Source organism: Acinetobacter sp. GW821-FHT01C12 (assembly GCF_059422625.1).
Window position 1 is genome coordinate 117,126 of the sequence record NZ_JBWKXD010000001.1, and the last position, 16,573, is coordinate 133,698.

Annotated in this window: 16 protein-coding genes; 7 read left to right on the forward strand and 9 right to left on the reverse strand. The window is 38.2% G+C overall.

The genetic code is table 11. The annotated features are described in order from the left end of the window. Positions 1-69: 69 nt before the first annotated feature. Positions 70-966 carry a DUF4198 domain-containing protein gene (locus AC07WY_RS00550; protein WP_419335642.1) on the reverse strand — a complete coding sequence of 299 codons (897 nt, stop codon included), beginning with the start codon at positions 964-966 and terminating at the stop codon, positions 70-72. A 101-nt stretch (positions 967-1,067) separates the two neighbouring features. Here AC07WY_RS00550 and AC07WY_RS00555 point away from each other — a divergent pair, with 101 nt between their 5' ends. The 3 genes from AC07WY_RS00555 to AC07WY_RS00565 are packed head-to-tail and all read left to right on the forward strand — an operon-like array spanning position 1,068 to position 4,778. Then, entirely contained in the window at positions 1,068-2,624 is a 1,557-nt protein-coding gene (locus AC07WY_RS00555; RefSeq protein ID WP_419335641.1) for a DUF2271 domain-containing protein, read from the forward strand. A gap of 60 nt (positions 2,625-2,684) precedes the next feature. Next, on the forward strand, positions 2,685-3,275 hold the full coding sequence (locus AC07WY_RS00560) for a PepSY-associated TM helix domain-containing protein (protein ID WP_034615581.1): 591 nt from the start codon (positions 2,685-2,687) through the stop codon (positions 3,273-3,275). Positions 3,276-3,287: 12 nt separating this feature from the next. Continuing rightward, positions 3,288-4,778: a sulfite reductase subunit alpha gene (locus AC07WY_RS00565; RefSeq protein ID WP_494735473.1), complete on the forward strand. Its 1,491-nt coding sequence runs from the start codon at positions 3,288-3,290 to the stop codon at positions 4,776-4,778. A gap of 207 nt (positions 4,779-4,985) precedes the next feature. Here the strand turns inward: AC07WY_RS00565 and AC07WY_RS00570 are convergent, their stop codons facing one another. After that, on the reverse strand, positions 4,986-6,476 hold the full coding sequence (locus tag AC07WY_RS00570) for an amidase (RefSeq protein ID WP_419335639.1): 1,491 nt from the start codon (positions 6,474-6,476) through the stop codon (positions 4,986-4,988). Between the two features lie 22 nt (positions 6,477-6,498). Next, positions 6,499-7,974: a GGDEF domain-containing protein gene (locus AC07WY_RS00575; RefSeq protein WP_034615571.1), complete on the reverse strand. Its 1,476-nt coding sequence runs from the start codon at positions 7,972-7,974 to the stop codon at positions 6,499-6,501. A gap of 253 nt (positions 7,975-8,227) precedes the next feature. On the opposite strand from AC07WY_RS00575, the gene AC07WY_RS00580 reads away from it, so the two are divergent. Further along, positions 8,228-8,716, forward strand: coding sequence for a hypothetical protein (locus AC07WY_RS00580; protein WP_004821977.1), 489 nt, complete (start codon positions 8,228-8,230; stop codon positions 8,714-8,716). A 115-nt stretch (positions 8,717-8,831) separates the two neighbouring features. Here AC07WY_RS00580 and accC read toward each other — a convergent pair whose 3' ends face one another. The 4 genes from accC to AC07WY_RS00600 form a co-directional block, all read right to left on the reverse strand. Next, positions 8,832-10,196, reverse strand: a complete 1,365-nt coding sequence (gene accC, locus AC07WY_RS00585) for an acetyl-CoA carboxylase biotin carboxylase subunit (protein WP_004719789.1) — start codon at positions 10,194-10,196, stop codon at positions 8,832-8,834. Between the two features lie 16 nt (positions 10,197-10,212). Next, a complete protein-coding gene (locus AC07WY_RS00590; RefSeq protein ID WP_004719790.1) occupies positions 10,213-10,632 on the reverse strand; it encodes an acetyl-CoA carboxylase biotin carboxyl carrier protein in 420 nt (139 codons plus the stop codon). A gap of 17 nt (positions 10,633-10,649) precedes the next feature. Continuing rightward, on the reverse strand, positions 10,650-11,105 hold the full coding sequence (gene aroQ / locus AC07WY_RS00595) for a type II 3-dehydroquinate dehydratase (RefSeq protein ID WP_004719793.1): 456 nt from the start codon (positions 11,103-11,105) through the stop codon (positions 10,650-10,652). Between the two features lie 235 nt (positions 11,106-11,340). After that, on the reverse strand, positions 11,341-12,657 hold the full coding sequence (locus tag AC07WY_RS00600) for a Y-family DNA polymerase (protein ID WP_494735474.1): 1,317 nt from the start codon (positions 12,655-12,657) through the stop codon (positions 11,341-11,343). Between the two features lie 351 nt (positions 12,658-13,008). On the opposite strand from AC07WY_RS00600, the gene AC07WY_RS00605 reads away from it, so the two are divergent. Beyond that, entirely contained in the window at positions 13,009-13,215 is a 207-nt protein-coding gene (locus AC07WY_RS00605) for a hypothetical protein (RefSeq protein ID WP_262086217.1), read from the forward strand. 135 nt (positions 13,216-13,350) lie between these two features. On the opposite strand, the gene AC07WY_RS00610 is transcribed toward AC07WY_RS00605, so the two are convergent. Next, positions 13,351-14,550, reverse strand: coding sequence for a winged helix-turn-helix domain-containing protein (locus tag AC07WY_RS00610; RefSeq protein ID WP_494735475.1), 1,200 nt, complete (start codon positions 14,548-14,550; stop codon positions 13,351-13,353). 107 nt (positions 14,551-14,657) lie between these two features. Beyond that, positions 14,658-15,197, reverse strand: a complete 540-nt coding sequence (locus AC07WY_RS00615) for a LexA family protein (protein WP_151802384.1) — start codon at positions 15,195-15,197, stop codon at positions 14,658-14,660. Positions 15,198-15,334: 137 nt separating this feature from the next. Between AC07WY_RS00615 and AC07WY_RS00620 the strand changes: the two genes are divergently transcribed. Together AC07WY_RS00620 and AC07WY_RS00625 are read left to right on the forward strand one after the other, a co-directional pair. Further along, positions 15,335-15,673, forward strand: coding sequence for an immunity protein Imm33 domain-containing protein (locus AC07WY_RS00620; protein ID WP_262086214.1), 339 nt, complete (start codon positions 15,335-15,337; stop codon positions 15,671-15,673). Between the two features lie 19 nt (positions 15,674-15,692). After that, positions 15,693-16,073 (forward strand): hypothetical protein, encoded by a 381-nt coding sequence (locus AC07WY_RS00625; protein WP_004821964.1) that lies wholly within the window; start codon positions 15,693-15,695, stop codon positions 16,071-16,073. Positions 16,074-16,573 lie beyond the last annotated feature (500 nt).

Here is a 16,573-nt window from a genome sequence, read left to right on the forward strand (position 1 = left end):
AAAAAGACTTGTGAAAGAAAGCTAATAAACACACTAATTATTAAATAAAAATTAAGATCTTAATAGTATTTACTCAGCAACCTCAATGGTTAGACCATAAGTAAAAATTTCACTTTCTGGCTTTTTGCTATTGTCAGGATTAGCCTCTGGATAAGAAGTCGTAATCAAATAAATTCCAGGTTTTTCAAATTTAACTTCCACTTCACCTTTTGCATTGGTTTTTACATGTGGTTGTTCACGTTGCGCACTGGTTTCATAGCTGCTGGCGCCTTTAAACACATCAACCTCAAGGTTTGGTACAGCTTTGCCATTGAGTAAAATCTGCGCTTTTAATGATTCACCAGCAAACAATTCATTTGGATGGGTTAAAAACTTAACTTCAAATCCTTTATTGCTGACTGCTGGAACAGGGCTTGGTTTGCCTTTGGTGACAAAGCTTTCAGCAATAATATTGTTTTTAACCTCTAAGGTTTGTGCATTTGCAGGGACTTGGTCTGCTGAAACTGAACGTGGCGGTTGTGGTGGTGTTACTGGTTTTTTTTCAGCATCGGCTTTTTGTTGTTCTGGTTTAGGCGCTTGCATATTTACATTTTGTGGACGTACGGGGCGGATACGTAACCAACGACCATCTATAAGGGCATATTTACTACTATTCCCTAAAGCGTTATCTGTACGGATACGATAAGTCCCTTCACTTGGAAGATCAAACTCAGCAACATTAAAGCGCTTTAATTCGGCAGCAGGGTTTATTTTTATTTGCTGACCTTTAGGATCTGTAAGGAGATAGCTGGTTTTAAAGTTAATGCTGGGAACAAAAAATTTTTCAAGGGTCAGTGAACTCTGGAAGCTTACATTTTGGGATGCGCTAGTATCAAAAACTTCAGGGAGAATAAAAGGGCTGATGGTATGTGCAGAACCAACTACGGGTAATGCAGATAGCAAGGCAATTTTGAGCCATTGATTCATTTTAAGCGTCCTGTAAACTTAAGTTAAAATATTTTACATAATGTACTTGATAACAAGTATCATTATCAATATTATTTTAACAAAATTCAGAGACTATCCGTATGTCCTCATCAAGCAGACGTTCACCCTCAACTCGTGCTGTATTTCGTCTTTCGCCTCTGGTCATGGCATTAGCACTGATATCTCCACTGCATAGTTATGCAGAAACAGTGCAGGTTTCTGCTACAAGTAATAACCATGTTGAATTGGAAAGTCATCACTTCCATCGTGATCATGTTTTAGGTACATCTTTAGATGTGGTGATTACTGGAACTTCGCAACAAGAGGCTGCGCGTGCAACAGCTGCAATCGAAAAAGAAATTTCTGATTTGAATCGAGTGTTATCTACTTGGCAAGATGACAGTGAAATTTCACAACTTAACCAACAAAAACAGCTCACAGCATCTTCGGATTTGTATCAGGTGATTGCTGCATGTGAAGCTTGGCGTGGTAAAACCTGTGGTGCATTTGATGCACGTTTAGGCAATTTGATCGCAATGTGGCAACAGGCCAATGGGGTGCTTGAAATTGATCAAAGTACACGTGATCAATTAGTTTCGCAGTTGCAAGACAACAGTGTTCGCTTGGATGAAAAAACAAAAAGTGTGCAAATGGATAGCTCTGTTACTTTTGCACCAGATGGCTATGCAAAAGGTTATATTATTGATCGAGCTTTAATTGCAGCACGTCAAGCGGTCCCTAATTTAAAAGGTATTTTACTGGATATCGGTGGTGACATGCGCGTTTGGGGAACCTCACCCAATCAAGCGGGTTGGAATGTTGGTGTACAAGATGCCTTTAATCACTATGACAATCTAGCACCAAGCCAAGTTTTAAACTTAAAAGACCAAGCGGTCGCATTCAGTGGTCAGGGTTATCGTAGTTTGGCGGGTCAATCCCATCTTTTAGATCCACATACCGGTTTGCCAATCCAACATGTTGAGCAATGTGTAGTCGTTGGAAAATGTGCTGCGGATGCAGATGCTTTAGCAACAGCCTTGACTGTGATGAAGCCAGCAGAAGGCATACAGCTGATCGAGTCTTTACTCGGTTATGAAGCTCAACTGACACTATCAACGGGTGAAACGCATCAAAGCACAGGTTGGAATGCGTTGGTTCAACTACCACAGCAAGCAGATTTTCATAATGTTGCAGCAAATGCTTCAGCAAAATGGCCCGCAGGTTATCAAGCGGTGATCGATTTGGTTGTTCCCAAATTGGTTGTGGAAAATTATCGTGCACCTTATATCTCGATCTGGGTGACCGACAGTGATAAAAAACTAGTGCGGACACTTGCTGCTTGGGGCAAAGACCCAAAATGGATTAATTCAAACTATGTATGGTGGCGCCGTTATGGTCGTCAAATAACGAACTTGGATGCAGTTGCTAAACCGTCACGCCAACCAGGTAATTATAAGCTGGCTTGGGATGGTAAAGATGACAATGGTAAAACTGTAGATGCAGGGCAGTATCAAATACATGTTGAAGCGTCACGTGAGCATGGTGATCATTCTTATCAAACCTTTAACTTGGACGTAAAAGCAAAAGCTTCCTCTCAAAATTTACCTGCACAAAAGGAAATTGGTGTCGTCAAACTGAATTTTCAGAAAGTGAATTAATTTGCTGACTATACCTGTTCGGATAAGTGTTTTGATGAAAATTTTGATGAGAGTTTAATTGTGTATCAACGTCGAGATTTTTACCGCCATGCACGTTATGTGCATGGCTGGTTATCAGCTTTTGCTTTTATTGTATTAATCTTTTTTGCTGTTACGGGATTAATTTTAAACCACCCTGAATGGTTTACCCCTGCAACAGATGAAAATACTGAAACGATTACTTTACCTGAAAATGTCCTGACTCAAATTAAAGACCAAGAGAATCCAAGCACTCAAATCGTAGATTATCTACGACAACATCATGCAGTCATTGGTCGTTATAAGAGTGGTGAAGTCATGGACAATGAGGTCATGATTCATTTGGCAAGCCCAGCAGGTTCAACAGATATTTGGGTTACTTTAGACAATGGTCAAGCTGAAATTACACTTAAACCAGCCTCTACCGTTTCATTGATCAGTGATTTGCACCGTGGAAAAAATGCGGGTAAAGCATGGACTTGGCTGATTGATATCAGTGCAATCATCATTACGATCTTATCATTGGCAGGCTATATCCTATTTTTAAGTATTAAGACTCGCTTAAAAACACATCTTTTCTTGACGGTATTTAGCTTAGGGCTATTGATGCTTCTGGTTTGGACAGTTGTATAAAAGGTTAGAACAATGACACATGCTGTACTGACTGTACTTCTATTTTTAGCAATCTTGTTTATATTTCATGGCATTTTTCTGTTGCTTTTATTGAGACCTCAATCAAAACGCAATTTAGCTCAAAATGCAGATGAATATTTGATTGTATATGCAAGTCAGTCAGGGCAGACAGAAAGTTTTGCTTTGCAAATAGCCCAGCAATTATCTGTTTCAGGTTATTTGGTTCAGTGCTTGAGTATTGAACAGGTGAATGCTGCTTTATTCAAACATGGGACAAAGATTTTATGGATCGTCAGTACTTATGGCGAGGGGGATGCACCAGATTCAGCACGTCATTTTGTTAGGAATGTAATGACAATGTCATTTGATTTAAATGACATTGAGTATGCTGTGTTGGCTTTTGGTGATTCGCATTATGCAAATTTCTGTAATTTTGGTAGACAATTGGATTTATGGTTAACTGAAAACCATGCACAAGCTTTATTTCCCATGATTTGTGTTGATCAACTAAACCCTACAGGTCTGACGGAATGGCAAACTCAACTTAACCTAGTTTTGCCGCAATTTTCCGTTCAATCTGTTCAATTGACACAACATCCATTTCATTCCGTGGTTTTATCTGAACGCCATTTGTTAAATCAAGGCAGTTTAGGGCATCCAATGTATCATCTTGTGTTTACCCAAGTTGAAGCATTATGTTGGAAATCTGGTGATATTCTTGAAATTCAATGTGCCAATACAGATTCACAAATCAAGGCATTTTTAGGTCATTTTAATCTTCAAAACTCCAGTGTGTTTCAGGCTAATCATCCAATAGAATTATTGCGGTTTAAGAATTTACGTTCATTTGATGCCATGCAACATTCAACGACATTTGAGCAATGGTTGGCACAGGTAGAAGACTTACCGATTCGTGAATATTCGATTGCCAGTATTACATCGCAAAATCAGATTGAGTTGGTGGTCAGACGAGAAGTTCATCAAACAGGTTTAGGGCTGGGTTCGGGCTATCTTACCCATGCACTGGCTTTAGGTGAGCAAATTTCTTGTCGAGTTCGTTCAAATCCCGCATTTTATCTGGTTCAAAATGATCGGCCTATTATTCTGATTGGAAATGGTTCTGGGATAGCAGGCTTGATGTCACATATTCGGCAACGCGCAGAATGGTCTTTTCAGCAAAACTGGTTGATTTATGGTGAACGTCAGAACCAAGTTGACCTTGGCTTTGCAGATCAATTGAATCTATGGCAACAACAGTGTGTACTACCGCAAATTGATTATGCGTTTTCACGTGATACAGATAATCAGAAATATGTACAAGATTGTGTATTGGAGAAATCAGCACAACTTAAACAATGGATTGAGCAAGGTGCATCAATTTACATTTGTGGTAGTTTAAAAGGGATGGCACAAGGGGTTGAAACAGTATTAATCGATATTTTAGGTGAAGATCAGTTTGAGCAGTTGATTGAACAAAAACGTTACTTACGTGATGTATATTGATTGCGTGATGTTTCTCATTTCTATATAGATGATTAAAGTAATGAACTAAGAATAGTCTTACGAAAGCAAACTTTATAACTTATGGAAATTATACTCTTCTATAAAAAATGAATATGTATGATTGAAAAGCTTGCAATGCCACGCTATTCTCAAAAAATATTCACACCAGTACCAGATGTCTAATGTGAATATTCATGCAGATAAAATTTATATCGCAATACCTTTATATTTAGCTGCCCAAGGTTGCGCTTGCTCCAATTGTGCCGCCAGTTGTAATAACACATCCTCACGTCCAAAAGGTGCAATAAATTGTGAACCTAAAGGCAGATTATCTTTATTCCAATATAAAGGTACTGACATGGCAGGTAAGCCCGTGATATTGGCCAATTGAGTGAATGGAACCCATTGCAAATTATTTTTAATCATCTGCTCAACCAGCTTACCTTTTGCCAGTAAGTGGGCTTGATCGACTTTGAGCAGGGCTTTTAAAATCGGAACCTGCCAAGATGGTGTTTTTACCTCACCATTTTTAGGTGCAACTGAGGCTGTAGACGGAATCAGAAATAAGTCATAACGCTCAAAGAAATGGTTCATTTTTGCAACATAAACACCCCAGTTATTGAGGTTGTTAATATAGTCCACAGCAGAAGCTTTGGCACCAAATGCTGCAATTGCCAAAGTATCTAATTCAAAATCCTGATCTGTTGCACCAAATCGCTGTTTGACTTGATTGACTGTATAAGCGCATTGACTAAACCATGTGGTAATAAAGTCTTTGGCAAGCGCCATACCGTCAATCTGAGGGGTTGCTTCTTCAACAATATGTCCTAAAGATTCTAAAAGTTTGGCGGTTTTTTGAATGGCTTGTACTGCATCTTTTGAAACTTTGGTTCCAATTGGGGAAACAGTGGAAAAGCCAATTCGCAAACGTTTTGGGGCTTTTTCAATGATGTCTAAGTAGCGTTCAGTTGGACTTTGGATATTGAAAAGCGCCGTGCGATCTGAGCCTTGAGTAGCATCTAACATTGCGGCACTGTCACGGACTGATTTGCACAATACATGTTGCATTGCAGCCCCATGCATTGCTTCACTGATTTCAGGTCCCCAAGGTGTACGTCCACGACTTGGCTTTAAACCAAATAGGCCACAATACGAGGCTGGAATTCGAATAGAACCACCTCCATCACTCGCACCTGCAATTGGTACGATACCTGCTGCCACGCCAGAAGCAGAACCTCCAGAAGAACCACCACTATTGTGTTTTAAATTCCACGGATTTTTGCAACTGCCCCAAGCCTCAGGTTCAGTGATACCTTTAATGCCAAACTCTGGCGAATTGGTTAAACCAAAAGTAACCACGCCCGATTTTACCCAGCGATTGACGATTTCTGAGTTTTCTTTGGCAATATATTTAGCATTTTTAAATGCTTTAGAACCAAATGAAGTTGCGACACCCGCATATTCTTGGTGTAGATCTTTGAGTAAAAACGGCACACCTGAAAAGGGGCCAGTTGCATAGTTTTGGGTATTTTTTAATGCCTGTTCATAAATCGGAATAACGATCGCATTAATTTTAGGATTTACCAGTTCAGCACGTTGAATTGCGATTTCTAATAATTCATGTGCTTGTACTTCTTTGTTTTGAACAAGCTGTGCTAAACCGATACCATCATATTGAATATATTCTGAAAATTTCATAGCTTTCCCTTGCTGTTCTGAGTTATTGGGCAAATATCTTTTGGTTTTGTTCGATCGTGGTTTCTAGACAAAGTTGATTTCTACCTTTTTCCTTGGCTAAATACAAAGCATCATCAGCCCGTTTAATCAGCTGTTGAAAAGGTATGCAATAGGGTAAAGTCTGATAACTTAAGCCAATACTGACGCTGATATTTAAGCTACGCTGATCATCTAAATGAATCGGGGTATTAAAAACGCTATTACAAATTCTTTGTGCAATGGCAACACTTTGTTCTAAAGATAGATCTTTTAATAATATAGCAAACTCTTCGCCACCTAAGCGACCAAATAGATCATTCGCACGAATTTGTGCTTTGACTTGATGGGTAAACTCTTGCAAAACATAATCGCCAATCACATGGCCATATTGATCATTAATTTTCTTAAAATGATCTAAATCTAAAACCAAAATCGTGACACTGTGTGCTTGTTGCTTTTCAACATCTTCAGCAATGGTACGTTCACTTTCTTCATAGAAATAACGACGATTGAGTGTGGTGGTGAGACCATCATGATTGGCTAAGTATAAGATTTGGTGATAAAGCTTTTGGCGATTTAAACTGATAATAGCAAGGGTTAAAGGCCCTAAAGCCAACATCATTAAACCGATGCGTACAGACAGTGTGGTGCCCAAATAGGCATCTGGAGATTGAGCAATATAATATGCAGTCAATGCATTATAGAGCAGCATACATACTATACAGTTAATGATAGAGACAAAGAACAAATTATAGCTTAGTGCAGCCCAGACCAGTGCTGCAATGGGGAACATGATTGCACCTGGACCCAGAAAAAAATGAGTCAGAATGACCGATAAAATCACGCCCAACAGCGGAAGAAATTTTTCGTATTGAAAAGGCTGTTGTTTAAATTGTTGGATATGGCTTTGAATGGTTTTTTTATCTGGGATTGCCAATATAATCGGTAAAAAGGCAATGACATTGAGGATTTCACCCGTCCACCACATGCCAAAATCAATCCAGATTCTATCCATAACCATAAAGGTATTTGGTAAATAAGGGACTGTTAGACTTGCAACGATTGGTGAGGCTAAACAACCGCCAAAGGCACTGATTGCAAATAAGTATAAAAATGTTAGGCCTTTATTATATTGTTTATAATCCAGTTTAAAAAAACGAATCAGTCCTAATGTGACCAAGGCATGAGCTAGATTGGCCAAAGTCAGAAAGAAGGTGATTAAAAATGAATTGCCAGTAAGCAGATCTGCGAGCATAAAGGCGGTAAATGCGCCAATCCATCCCCCTATATTTTTTAAGCGATGAAACCTTAAAAAAAGTCCAAGTAAAACAGCATTTGCGGGCCAAAAAATGGCAAGAAAGGATAAGGGTCTACCAAATATTCCAGCCAATGCGCAGACAAAAATAATCATTGCAATAATAAAAAATGCAGAGATGTTGTCTTTAAGCGTTTGACTTAAATATGCGATAGCTCGAGGCAATTTACTAACCTATTCTAAAGAGGGATTAATCTCTAAGCCAATATTTTATCTGGCTCTGCTAAGGTATTAATAAGTAATCATATCTATTTATATCGATAAATCAATAGTTTTAGTTACCTTAATTCGGGTTCGTCACAAAAATGTTTTTGCATAGAGTAAACAAGAAAGATTGTTCATATATGGTTAATTTTACATGTTTTATTCTAAATCTATGCTAATTTATGTCTGATGAAATATTACATACAGACTTGGTATGAAAAAAACAGCACTTATAATTTCTTTATTGCTTAGCCTTTCACCTTTTGCGAGAGCTGAAACAGTTCAACCTCAAGCAACCAATCCTGCGACTGTGGCTGCAACCAATACCACAAGCACAATTCGTATAAATACTCGCCCTGAAATTTTAGGCTTATGGGGCATGGAAATTCCAGAAAATAAGAAATGTACAGAATATTATAATTTCCGCGGTTCCAATGAAGTGGTGGTGAATAGTGCCAAAGAGTGGTCAATTGGTCTGTTTGACTATCAGCCTTCACCCGATAATACGCTGGAAAAGCCACCCGCATTAATCATGCAAATTCGCTATGAAAATAATGAAACAGATTGTTCGGGGCGTAAAGAAGATCAGTCGGGTGAAGTTACCCAATATTTTGTGAAGTGGGTTAATAAGAACACTTTGAATTTTTGTATTTCTGACAAAGGTGATCAATGCTTTGCTACTTTACGTAGAGTCTTGCCTTAAGTTGATTTAAAGCATCAATGCTTGGCTAAATAATCAAGCATTTGCTTTAAAATAAAAAACCTCTGATTTTACAGAGGTTTTTTATTGGCTTTTTTACTGGATTAGAGGATGCATATTAAGCATCTTTTTCATGTCCTTGAACTTGTTTTAACAAGTGTTTTTCAAGGTAGTGAATATCCATTGCTTGTGAACAGAAGTTTTTGTCTTCAAGGATCAGATCTTTATGTAATGGAATATTGGTTTTAATTCCAGTTAAGATCATCTCATCCAAGGCTTGTTTCATACGGGCAATCGCAGTTTCACGATCTTTACCATAAGAAATCAACTTTGCGATCATTGAGTCATAATACGGAGGAATGCTATACCCTTGATAGATATGAGAATCTAAACGGATACCTGCACCGCCTGGCGCATAGAATGATTCAATTTTACCTGGTGATGGTAAGAAGGTCGACGGATCTTCTGCATTGATACGGCATTCAATCGCATGACCTTCGATTTTAATATCTTCTTGTTGAAGATTTAAACCTAGACCCGCAGCGATACGTAATTGCTGTTCAATAATATCTACACCAGTTACTTGTTCAGTCACAGGATGCTCAACTTGAACACGGGTATTCATCTCGATAAAGAAGAATTCACCATCTTCAAATAAGAACTCAAAAGTACCAGCACCACGGTATTGCATCAACTTACATGCATTGACACAGGCTTCAAGAATATGCGCGCGGGCTTCTTCTGGTAAACCCGGTGCAGGTGCTTCTTCAAGCACTTTTTGATGGCGACGCTGTAAAGAGCAGTCACGGTCATATAAATGAATCGCTTGACCATTACCATCTGCTAAAACTTGTACTTCAACATGACGTGGTTTTTGCAGGAAACGTTCCATATAAACCGTATCATCACCGAACCACATCTCAGCATCACGTTGTGCAGCTTGAACCGATTCAAGTAATGTATCGACACGTTCAACAATACGCATTCCGCGACCACCACCGCCTGAAGCAGCTTTTACAATCAGCGGGAAACCAATTTCTTTGGCTTCAGCCAACGCATTGTTGGGTGTCACTGCATGTGCTGAACCAGGAACTGTTGGTACACCTGCTTTACGCATCGCCGTAATTGCAGAAACTTTATTTCCCATTAGACGAATATGTTCAGGACGCGGTCCAATGAAAATAAAGCCTGAGTTTTCTACAATTTCTGCAAATTCAGCATTTTCAGATAAGAAACCATAACCGGGATGGATAGCATCTGCGCCTGTAATTTCTGCTGCGGTAATAATGGCAGGAATGTTTAAATAGCTTTCGCTACTCGCTCCTGGACCTATACATACTGCTTCATCACAAAAACGTAAATGCATCAAATCTTTATCAGCATCTGAATAGATGCCGACAGTTTTGATTCCTAAAGTTTTACAAGCTCGAGTGATGCGTAACGCAATCTCACCTCGGTTTGCAATTAAAACTTTTTGCAACATATCAACCCCCGAGATATTACGCGCGGTAGCGGAATAAAGGTTGACCGAACTGGATTACATCACCATTTTTTACTAAAATTTCTTCAACTACACCACTTTGAGTTGCTTCAATCGGGTTCATAATTTTCATTGCTTCGATGATCCCGAGAGTTTCACCTGCAGAAACAGTTTGACCTACATTTACAAAGGGTGCTTCACCCGGACTTGGTGCTGAATAGAACACACCAACCATTGGAGACGTTTCTACTGCACCACGAGAGGCAGCTTTAACTACAGGCGCTTCAGCGGTTGGGAGGGCAATAGGTGCTACACCAGCAGCAACCACAGGATTACGGCGAGTTAAAGCAATCGATTGATCGCCTTCTTTCACTTCAATTGCTTGAAGATCAGATTCGATCATCAAATCGATGAGCTTTTTAATTTTGCGAATATCCATGGGTTCGTATTCCTAAATTATGATTGGGTTGAAGATTTAAGTTTTTCGATGGCGAAATCAAGTGCAAAAGAATAGCCTTTGGCACCTAAACCACAAATGACGCCAACGGCTTTATCTGATAAATAAGAATGATGTCTAAATGCTTCACGTGCATGAACATTAGAAAGATGTACTTCAATAAATGGAATCGCAACGCCAAGTAGGGCATCACGTATAGCGACTGAGGTATGGGTCAGCGCGGCAGGATTAATAATGATAAATTTTATGCCGTCTTGTTGTGCTTGATGAATACGATCGACCACAGCACCTTCCCAGTTGCTTTGAAAAGTATCTAAACTTATATTGGCTTGACGTGCTTGGAGACTCAATTGTTGGTTAATGTCATCCAATGTGAGGTGACCATAGACCTCAGGTTCGCGCTTTCCTAGCAAGTTTAAGTTTGGTCCGTGAATGACCAAAATGGTCGAACTCATTGAGAGTGCTCCAATTCAAAAGTCGCAAAAAAATTTGCAAGATGTCTGCAAAGTTTGCATATTATGGCATATTTTTCCACAAATACTTTATATTTTCTTTGAATCGTCGCGGAAACGCAGTGCCTTGTATGGGCTATATAATGTTAATTTTGTCTGTAAATGGCAATGTTAAAATATGACATTTTTAGCAGATGTTTTACAGAGACTTTATTTTAAACTGAGTGACCAAAACTATTCATTTGATTTGTGTAACAGCCATATGACTATCGTCAATAGATAAGATCTCACTATAACGTGTTGTATAGCTTGGAGACCGATTTTGCTGGCGCATTTTCCATGTTTCTTGGTTGGAATGATAACCCACTTGTATACAGTCTGAGCCAAAGCGTTGTTTCATACTTGAGAGCGTATCCATAAGCTGATCACGTTGCTGAATAAAGTCTACAGGATGCCATAAGTCATTGATGTGCTGGCTTTTGCTATGCAGTGCTGAGAACATCACAGCAACTTTTACATACTTTAAATTTTCTTTAAATAAAACATCAATTTGCTGTAATGCTGACTTGGTTAAAATCATCAAATCATCTGTTGCATACATCAAGCCAATGACACTGCTTTGTGCCTTTTTATAGGGCGCTTGTGCAACTTTTTCATATAAGGAAACATGCACAACAGCACATAGCTGTCGTTGCTTGCTCAGTCGTTGATGTGCACGATTGACATGGAAAATAATGGCTTGTTTGATAATCTCAGCATTGTTTAGAGCAGATGCAAAACTGCGTGAGGATAGGATGCGTTTGGAGGGAATGTCTGTATCGTCCAAAGCAATGCAGGATTGACCTTTTAGCTCACGAATGGTGCGTCCAATGACCACTGAAAACTCGCGTGCAAGGTAATGTTCATTGGCAAAAGTTAAGTCATAGCAATTATAAATATTATAAGCTTGTAAGCGTTTGCTGGTTTTACGTCCAACACACCAGACTTCTGCAACACTGGTTTCGAGCAGTAGGCCTTCAAAACTGCATAAATCTAAACCAGTCAGGTCACAGACGCTATCAAAGCCTCTACGTTTCTTGGCAAAATTGTTGGCAAGCTTGGCTTGGGTTTTACTATAGCCGATACCAATGCAACAGGGCAGACCAAGCCATTTTTGGATGGTTTTGATGAGTTTTCTACAGTAATCCTGTAGATCGAATAAGTCTTGGTAAGAGCTGAGATTGATAAAACATTCATCAATAGAGTAGGCTTCCAAATCCTCATCTTTAAAAAAAATCTTTAAAATTTTAAAAAAACGATCTGAAAAATCACCATATAAAGCATAGTTACTTGAAAAGGCGAGTACCCCAGCTTTTTTAGCTTGTTGTTCAACTTCATGCCAAGGGATAGCCATATCTATGTTTAACGCCTTGGCTTCATTGCTTCGTGAAACGACACAACCATCATTATTGCTTAAGACGACAACTGGCTTATTATTTAAACTGGGGTTAAATACGCGCTCGCAACTGACATAACAATTGTTAATGTCGATCAAAGCAAAAATTTGTTCGCTCATGGGCTATCTTGAAAAAGTTACAAATTCAAGTGAAATATTAAAAGATGTTTAAAATAAATTCAAATCAAATCTAGTGTGGATTTGTTCATCCTTTGGGCTGGATGATTAAATCGTCGGTGTGGTGAGATGCAAAACTGACTAAGCACTGTTGAGCTTCGTAGTGGTTTAAGTAATTTAGGTAAAAAGAGTAAATAGAGAAGTGGTTCTTTTAAAAGGTATATCTTAAATTGCAGCTTACAATGTCGAAAAATGAAACATCTCAATGCTTGTATAGAAAACTGAGAGGGCTAAATTAACAGTTGTCGTCGATTTGTACGGCATATCCCAATATTGAAAAGGATGGATATGAAAATGGCTAATCAACAACAGAATCAGCAACAAAATCAGCAACACAACCAGCAGAATGACCAACAAGGTCAACCCAACCAATCTAATCAGCAGCAGAAGCAACACAGTCAGCAAGATCAACAATCAAATCAACAAAACCAGCAAAAGCAACAATCCAACCAACAGGCTCAACAAAATCAGCAAAGCCAACATAAGCCTCAGCAAAAATAGGGCTTTGAACTCATCTTAATCGTAGCTTCTAAATGACAAAACGCCTCAACTTAGGCGTTTTGTCATTTTAGCTATTTTGAATTTTAAACTTCTTCATTTTTAAGTGTCTTGATTTTAAGCTTACGTTGTCGATTACTAAAATCGTTTATTGCTTTCATCAAGAATTTTATGAAGACCTTCATTTATATTTATACATTGATTAAATTGGGCAAAATGGTGTATTTCAGTGTTTAGTACGCTAAAGAAATGCGCTGGGTCTGCAATAGTATGATTGAGATGCTGCGGTTCAAGATGTAGGCTGATGACTTCAAATTGATTTTTTGCCCGATGTGCTTTGCAATCTATACGTCCGACAATTTGATCCCCATATAAAATAGGTAAACAAAAATAACCAAATACACGTTTAGGTGGCGTCACATAACATTCTAAACGATAATCAAATTTAAACAGGGTATTTAAACGTTCACGATGTATCACCAGATTGTCAAAAGGAGAGAGAATTTTTACTTTTAACTCAATATTGGGGATCTGTTCTAAGGCATCGGTTTTGATATAAAGATTTTGACTCTCTTTGTCACTACTGCCTAATTGAGCTAAAGTGGTGATCACACCTGCATCTAATTGTTCATTGACGATGTCACGCATTGCCTCACGAATCTTTTGCCCAACTTTTAAATGCAACAATTGCTTCCATGCAAACACGCCATGTGCACGGAGCGTGGTATTGAACAAGTAGCGGGCATATTCCTCTAGTGTAGGAACACTCAGATCAAGATGACTTGGGATACAATATTCGGTCAGTTGATAGACTTTTTCCATACCATTACGTTCAGAAATCATCAAATCGCCTTGCATAAACAATTGTTCAATAGAACGACGCGCTAAACTTGAGTTCCACCAGCCTCCCGAATTTTGCTTATTGCCTTGTTCAATGTTGCGTAATCGAATACTGCCTTCAGCTTTCGCCCGAGCCAGAATCTCATTCATAAAAGCTTGATCACCACGATTAAAATAACGATGCTCACCATTTCTAATTGATGTCATATGAGGAAGTGCATAGCGATAATCTTGCATTGGTAAATAAGATGCTGCATGAAACCAATATTCAAAAATATGCTGCTGTTTGACCAGTTGATTTAAATGGCTTTGCTGATAATCTGGAACACGGCTCCATAAAATATGGTGGTGGGCACGTTCTACTACAGAAATTGTATCAATCTGAACATAGCCTAGATGTTCAATCGCATGGCGTGTTCCAGATAATCCTGTACCAAAGGAAGCAGGTGAAATTAAGCCTTGATGAGAGAGTGCCAGACGTCTTAATGATTCAATCATAACAATTATTTTTTTAACCTATTTTTAGTGAGTCTTGGTTACTAGGTGGGTATCACAAATGAAGCTTGAAGGTGCGTAGCACAAACAAAGGCTATGACGTTCAATGATCATTTTAATTTTTTAAGAATACAAGTAACAACACCCCAAATCATAATTTGTTCTTCACTGTGTGGGTGAATATCTGGAAAATCAGGATTTTCTGCTTTGAGCCAAATATCATAAATTCCTGTAGATACTTTAACTTGCATAAAGCGTTTGACTGTAAATTCATTGTTGATTAATGCCAAAACAACATCGCCGTGTTCAGCCTCTAGGCTACGGTCAATTAAAATTTCATCTCCAATTTCAATACCTGCATTTTTCATTGATAAGGAGTTAACTTTTAACATAAAGGTTGCAATAGGGTTATGAATTAAGTGTTCATTTAAATCAATTTTCTTTTCAGTATAGTCTTGAGCGGGTGATGGAAAACCTGCTGCAACGGTTTCCAAAGGATAGGGAATACAGATGTTGCTACGAAATTCAATTGTACGTAAATCTTGCTTTGAGATAGGCTCAATAATAGAAATAAGAGAATTGATTGTCTTAAAATTTTCTCTTACAGAGCGATCACTTAACTTCGATGGCGGAGTCAAATTTGGCGGCATCACGATTCACCTTGAAAATGTAACATAATCAAGTTTAACAAAATAAACGCGTGATGCAAGATTCTTTTGGTGAATTGATTGTGATTGTCAAACTGTCAGCTTACAATTTGACAAAATCCAATCGCTCGGAAATGTACATGTTGCAAGATTTTGTAGAAGAACAGAAATTAGTGTGTGAAGAATTTGACTCTCGATATATCAAAGTCAATGAAACAGATCTCGTGGCTATCGCTAAGCAAACCTTAAGTAAAGAACCGATTGTGGGTTTACGTAAACAGCCAGATGCTGAAAACGTGTCATGGTTTATTTATGGTGGTGAGTTGGAAGAGGGTGAAGATTTTTTTGATGTGATCAGTGTAAAAGAGCTTGAAGAGGTTTTTCCTGATGCGATCCCTTATCTGGCTTTGGAACAAGGCTTTAGATTTATGATAGATGCTGATGAATACGAAGATGTATGGAAAGCAGATGTTTTATAAATAAAAGGTTTGCTTCAGCATGATCTATAGATTTATTTTGACCCTCTGCAGTATTGTTCTGAGTAGTGGATTGAGCACGCAAAGTTTTGCTGAATCATCCACGCAAAAACTCACCCAAGAACAGTATGACCAACGTATTCAAACCTATACTGATCAAGTCAATGCAACTAAACATATATTGGATGAAGCGCATAGCACGATCACTGCGATTGAACAGCATCAAGCATTTTGTTCACGTTTAGATGCTTATCAAGCGATTGCTAGGATTTCGAAAGAAAATTTAGAACTTGATACGGCCAATATGATGTTGGTGATCGCCAATAATTTTTTAGATCGACAAAAACAAAGTATTGAGCAGTCAGGAATGACGCTTGAGCGATTTTGTTCGATTAAGAAATAAACAAAATGTCATTTAAGCCTTATTTTAGTCAGAAAATGATATTTAATTGGCTGAAAATGATAAGTTGTTTTTAAAAAAATGATCAATAATAGACGCATTAAAGCAGTACAAGATTTGATTTTCCCTGGTCTGTATTTTGTGTGGCTTTAAGCGTCAATTGTATGATTGACGCACCCTAAACTCGCTTAATTGCGAGTTTTTTAATGCATTTTTTATGGATTTTATTTGCCTGAATATCGGAAAAAGATAGCAAGACGATTAAAAAAAATAACCACTCAAAAAAGAAACAGAAAAATCAACCAGCATTCGTTTTTGCGCAGAATTTTAAAAAGAATAGCAGGGCAATTCAAGATCGTGGATAAAGCCAAACAGGCTGAAGCACTTGAACAAAAGCTGAAAATTTTGCTATATACTACAATCATATAAATAAAGTGAGTCATTCATTTTATTGATGATTTTTTATGATATGCAACAAGCATTACCACAATATTTTTATTTTA

Coding starts and splice junctions, on each gene's coding strand:
- AC07WY_RS00550 (WP_419335642.1), bottom strand. CDS start 966: ATGAATCAATGGCTCAAAATTGCCTTGCTATCTGCATTACCCGTAGTT.
- AC07WY_RS00555 (WP_419335641.1), top strand. CDS start 1,068: ATGTCCTCATCAAGCAGACGTTCACCCTCAACTCGTGCTGTATTTCGT.
- AC07WY_RS00565 (WP_494735473.1), top strand. CDS start 3,288: ATGACACATGCTGTACTGACTGTACTTCTATTTTTAGCAATCTTGTTT.
- AC07WY_RS00570 (WP_419335639.1), bottom strand. CDS start 6,476: ATGAAATTTTCAGAATATATTCAATATGATGGTATCGGTTTAGCACAG.
- AC07WY_RS00580 (WP_004821977.1), top strand. CDS start 8,228: ATGAAAAAAACAGCACTTATAATTTCTTTATTGCTTAGCCTTTCACCT.
- accC (WP_004719789.1), bottom strand. CDS start 10,196: ATGTTGCAAAAAGTTTTAATTGCAAACCGAGGTGAGATTGCGTTACGC.
- AC07WY_RS00590 (WP_004719790.1), bottom strand. CDS start 10,632: ATGGATATTCGCAAAATTAAAAAGCTCATCGATTTGATGATCGAATCT.
- aroQ (WP_004719793.1), bottom strand. CDS start 11,105: ATGAGTTCGACCATTTTGGTCATTCACGGACCAAACTTAAACTTGCTA.
- AC07WY_RS00600 (WP_494735474.1), bottom strand. CDS start 12,657: ATGAGCGAACAAATTTTTGCTTTGATCGACATTAACAATTGTTATGTC.
- AC07WY_RS00605 (WP_262086217.1), top strand. CDS start 13,009: ATGGCTAATCAACAACAGAATCAGCAACAAAATCAGCAACACAACCAG.
- AC07WY_RS00610 (WP_494735475.1), bottom strand. CDS start 14,550: ATGATTGAATCATTAAGACGTCTGGCACTCTCTCATCAAGGCTTAATT.
- AC07WY_RS00615 (WP_151802384.1), bottom strand. CDS start 15,197: ATGCCGCCAAATTTGACTCCGCCATCGAAGTTAAGTGATCGCTCTGTA.
- AC07WY_RS00620 (WP_262086214.1), top strand. CDS start 15,335: ATGTTGCAAGATTTTGTAGAAGAACAGAAATTAGTGTGTGAAGAATTT.
- AC07WY_RS00625 (WP_004821964.1), top strand. CDS start 15,693: ATGATCTATAGATTTATTTTGACCCTCTGCAGTATTGTTCTGAGTAGT.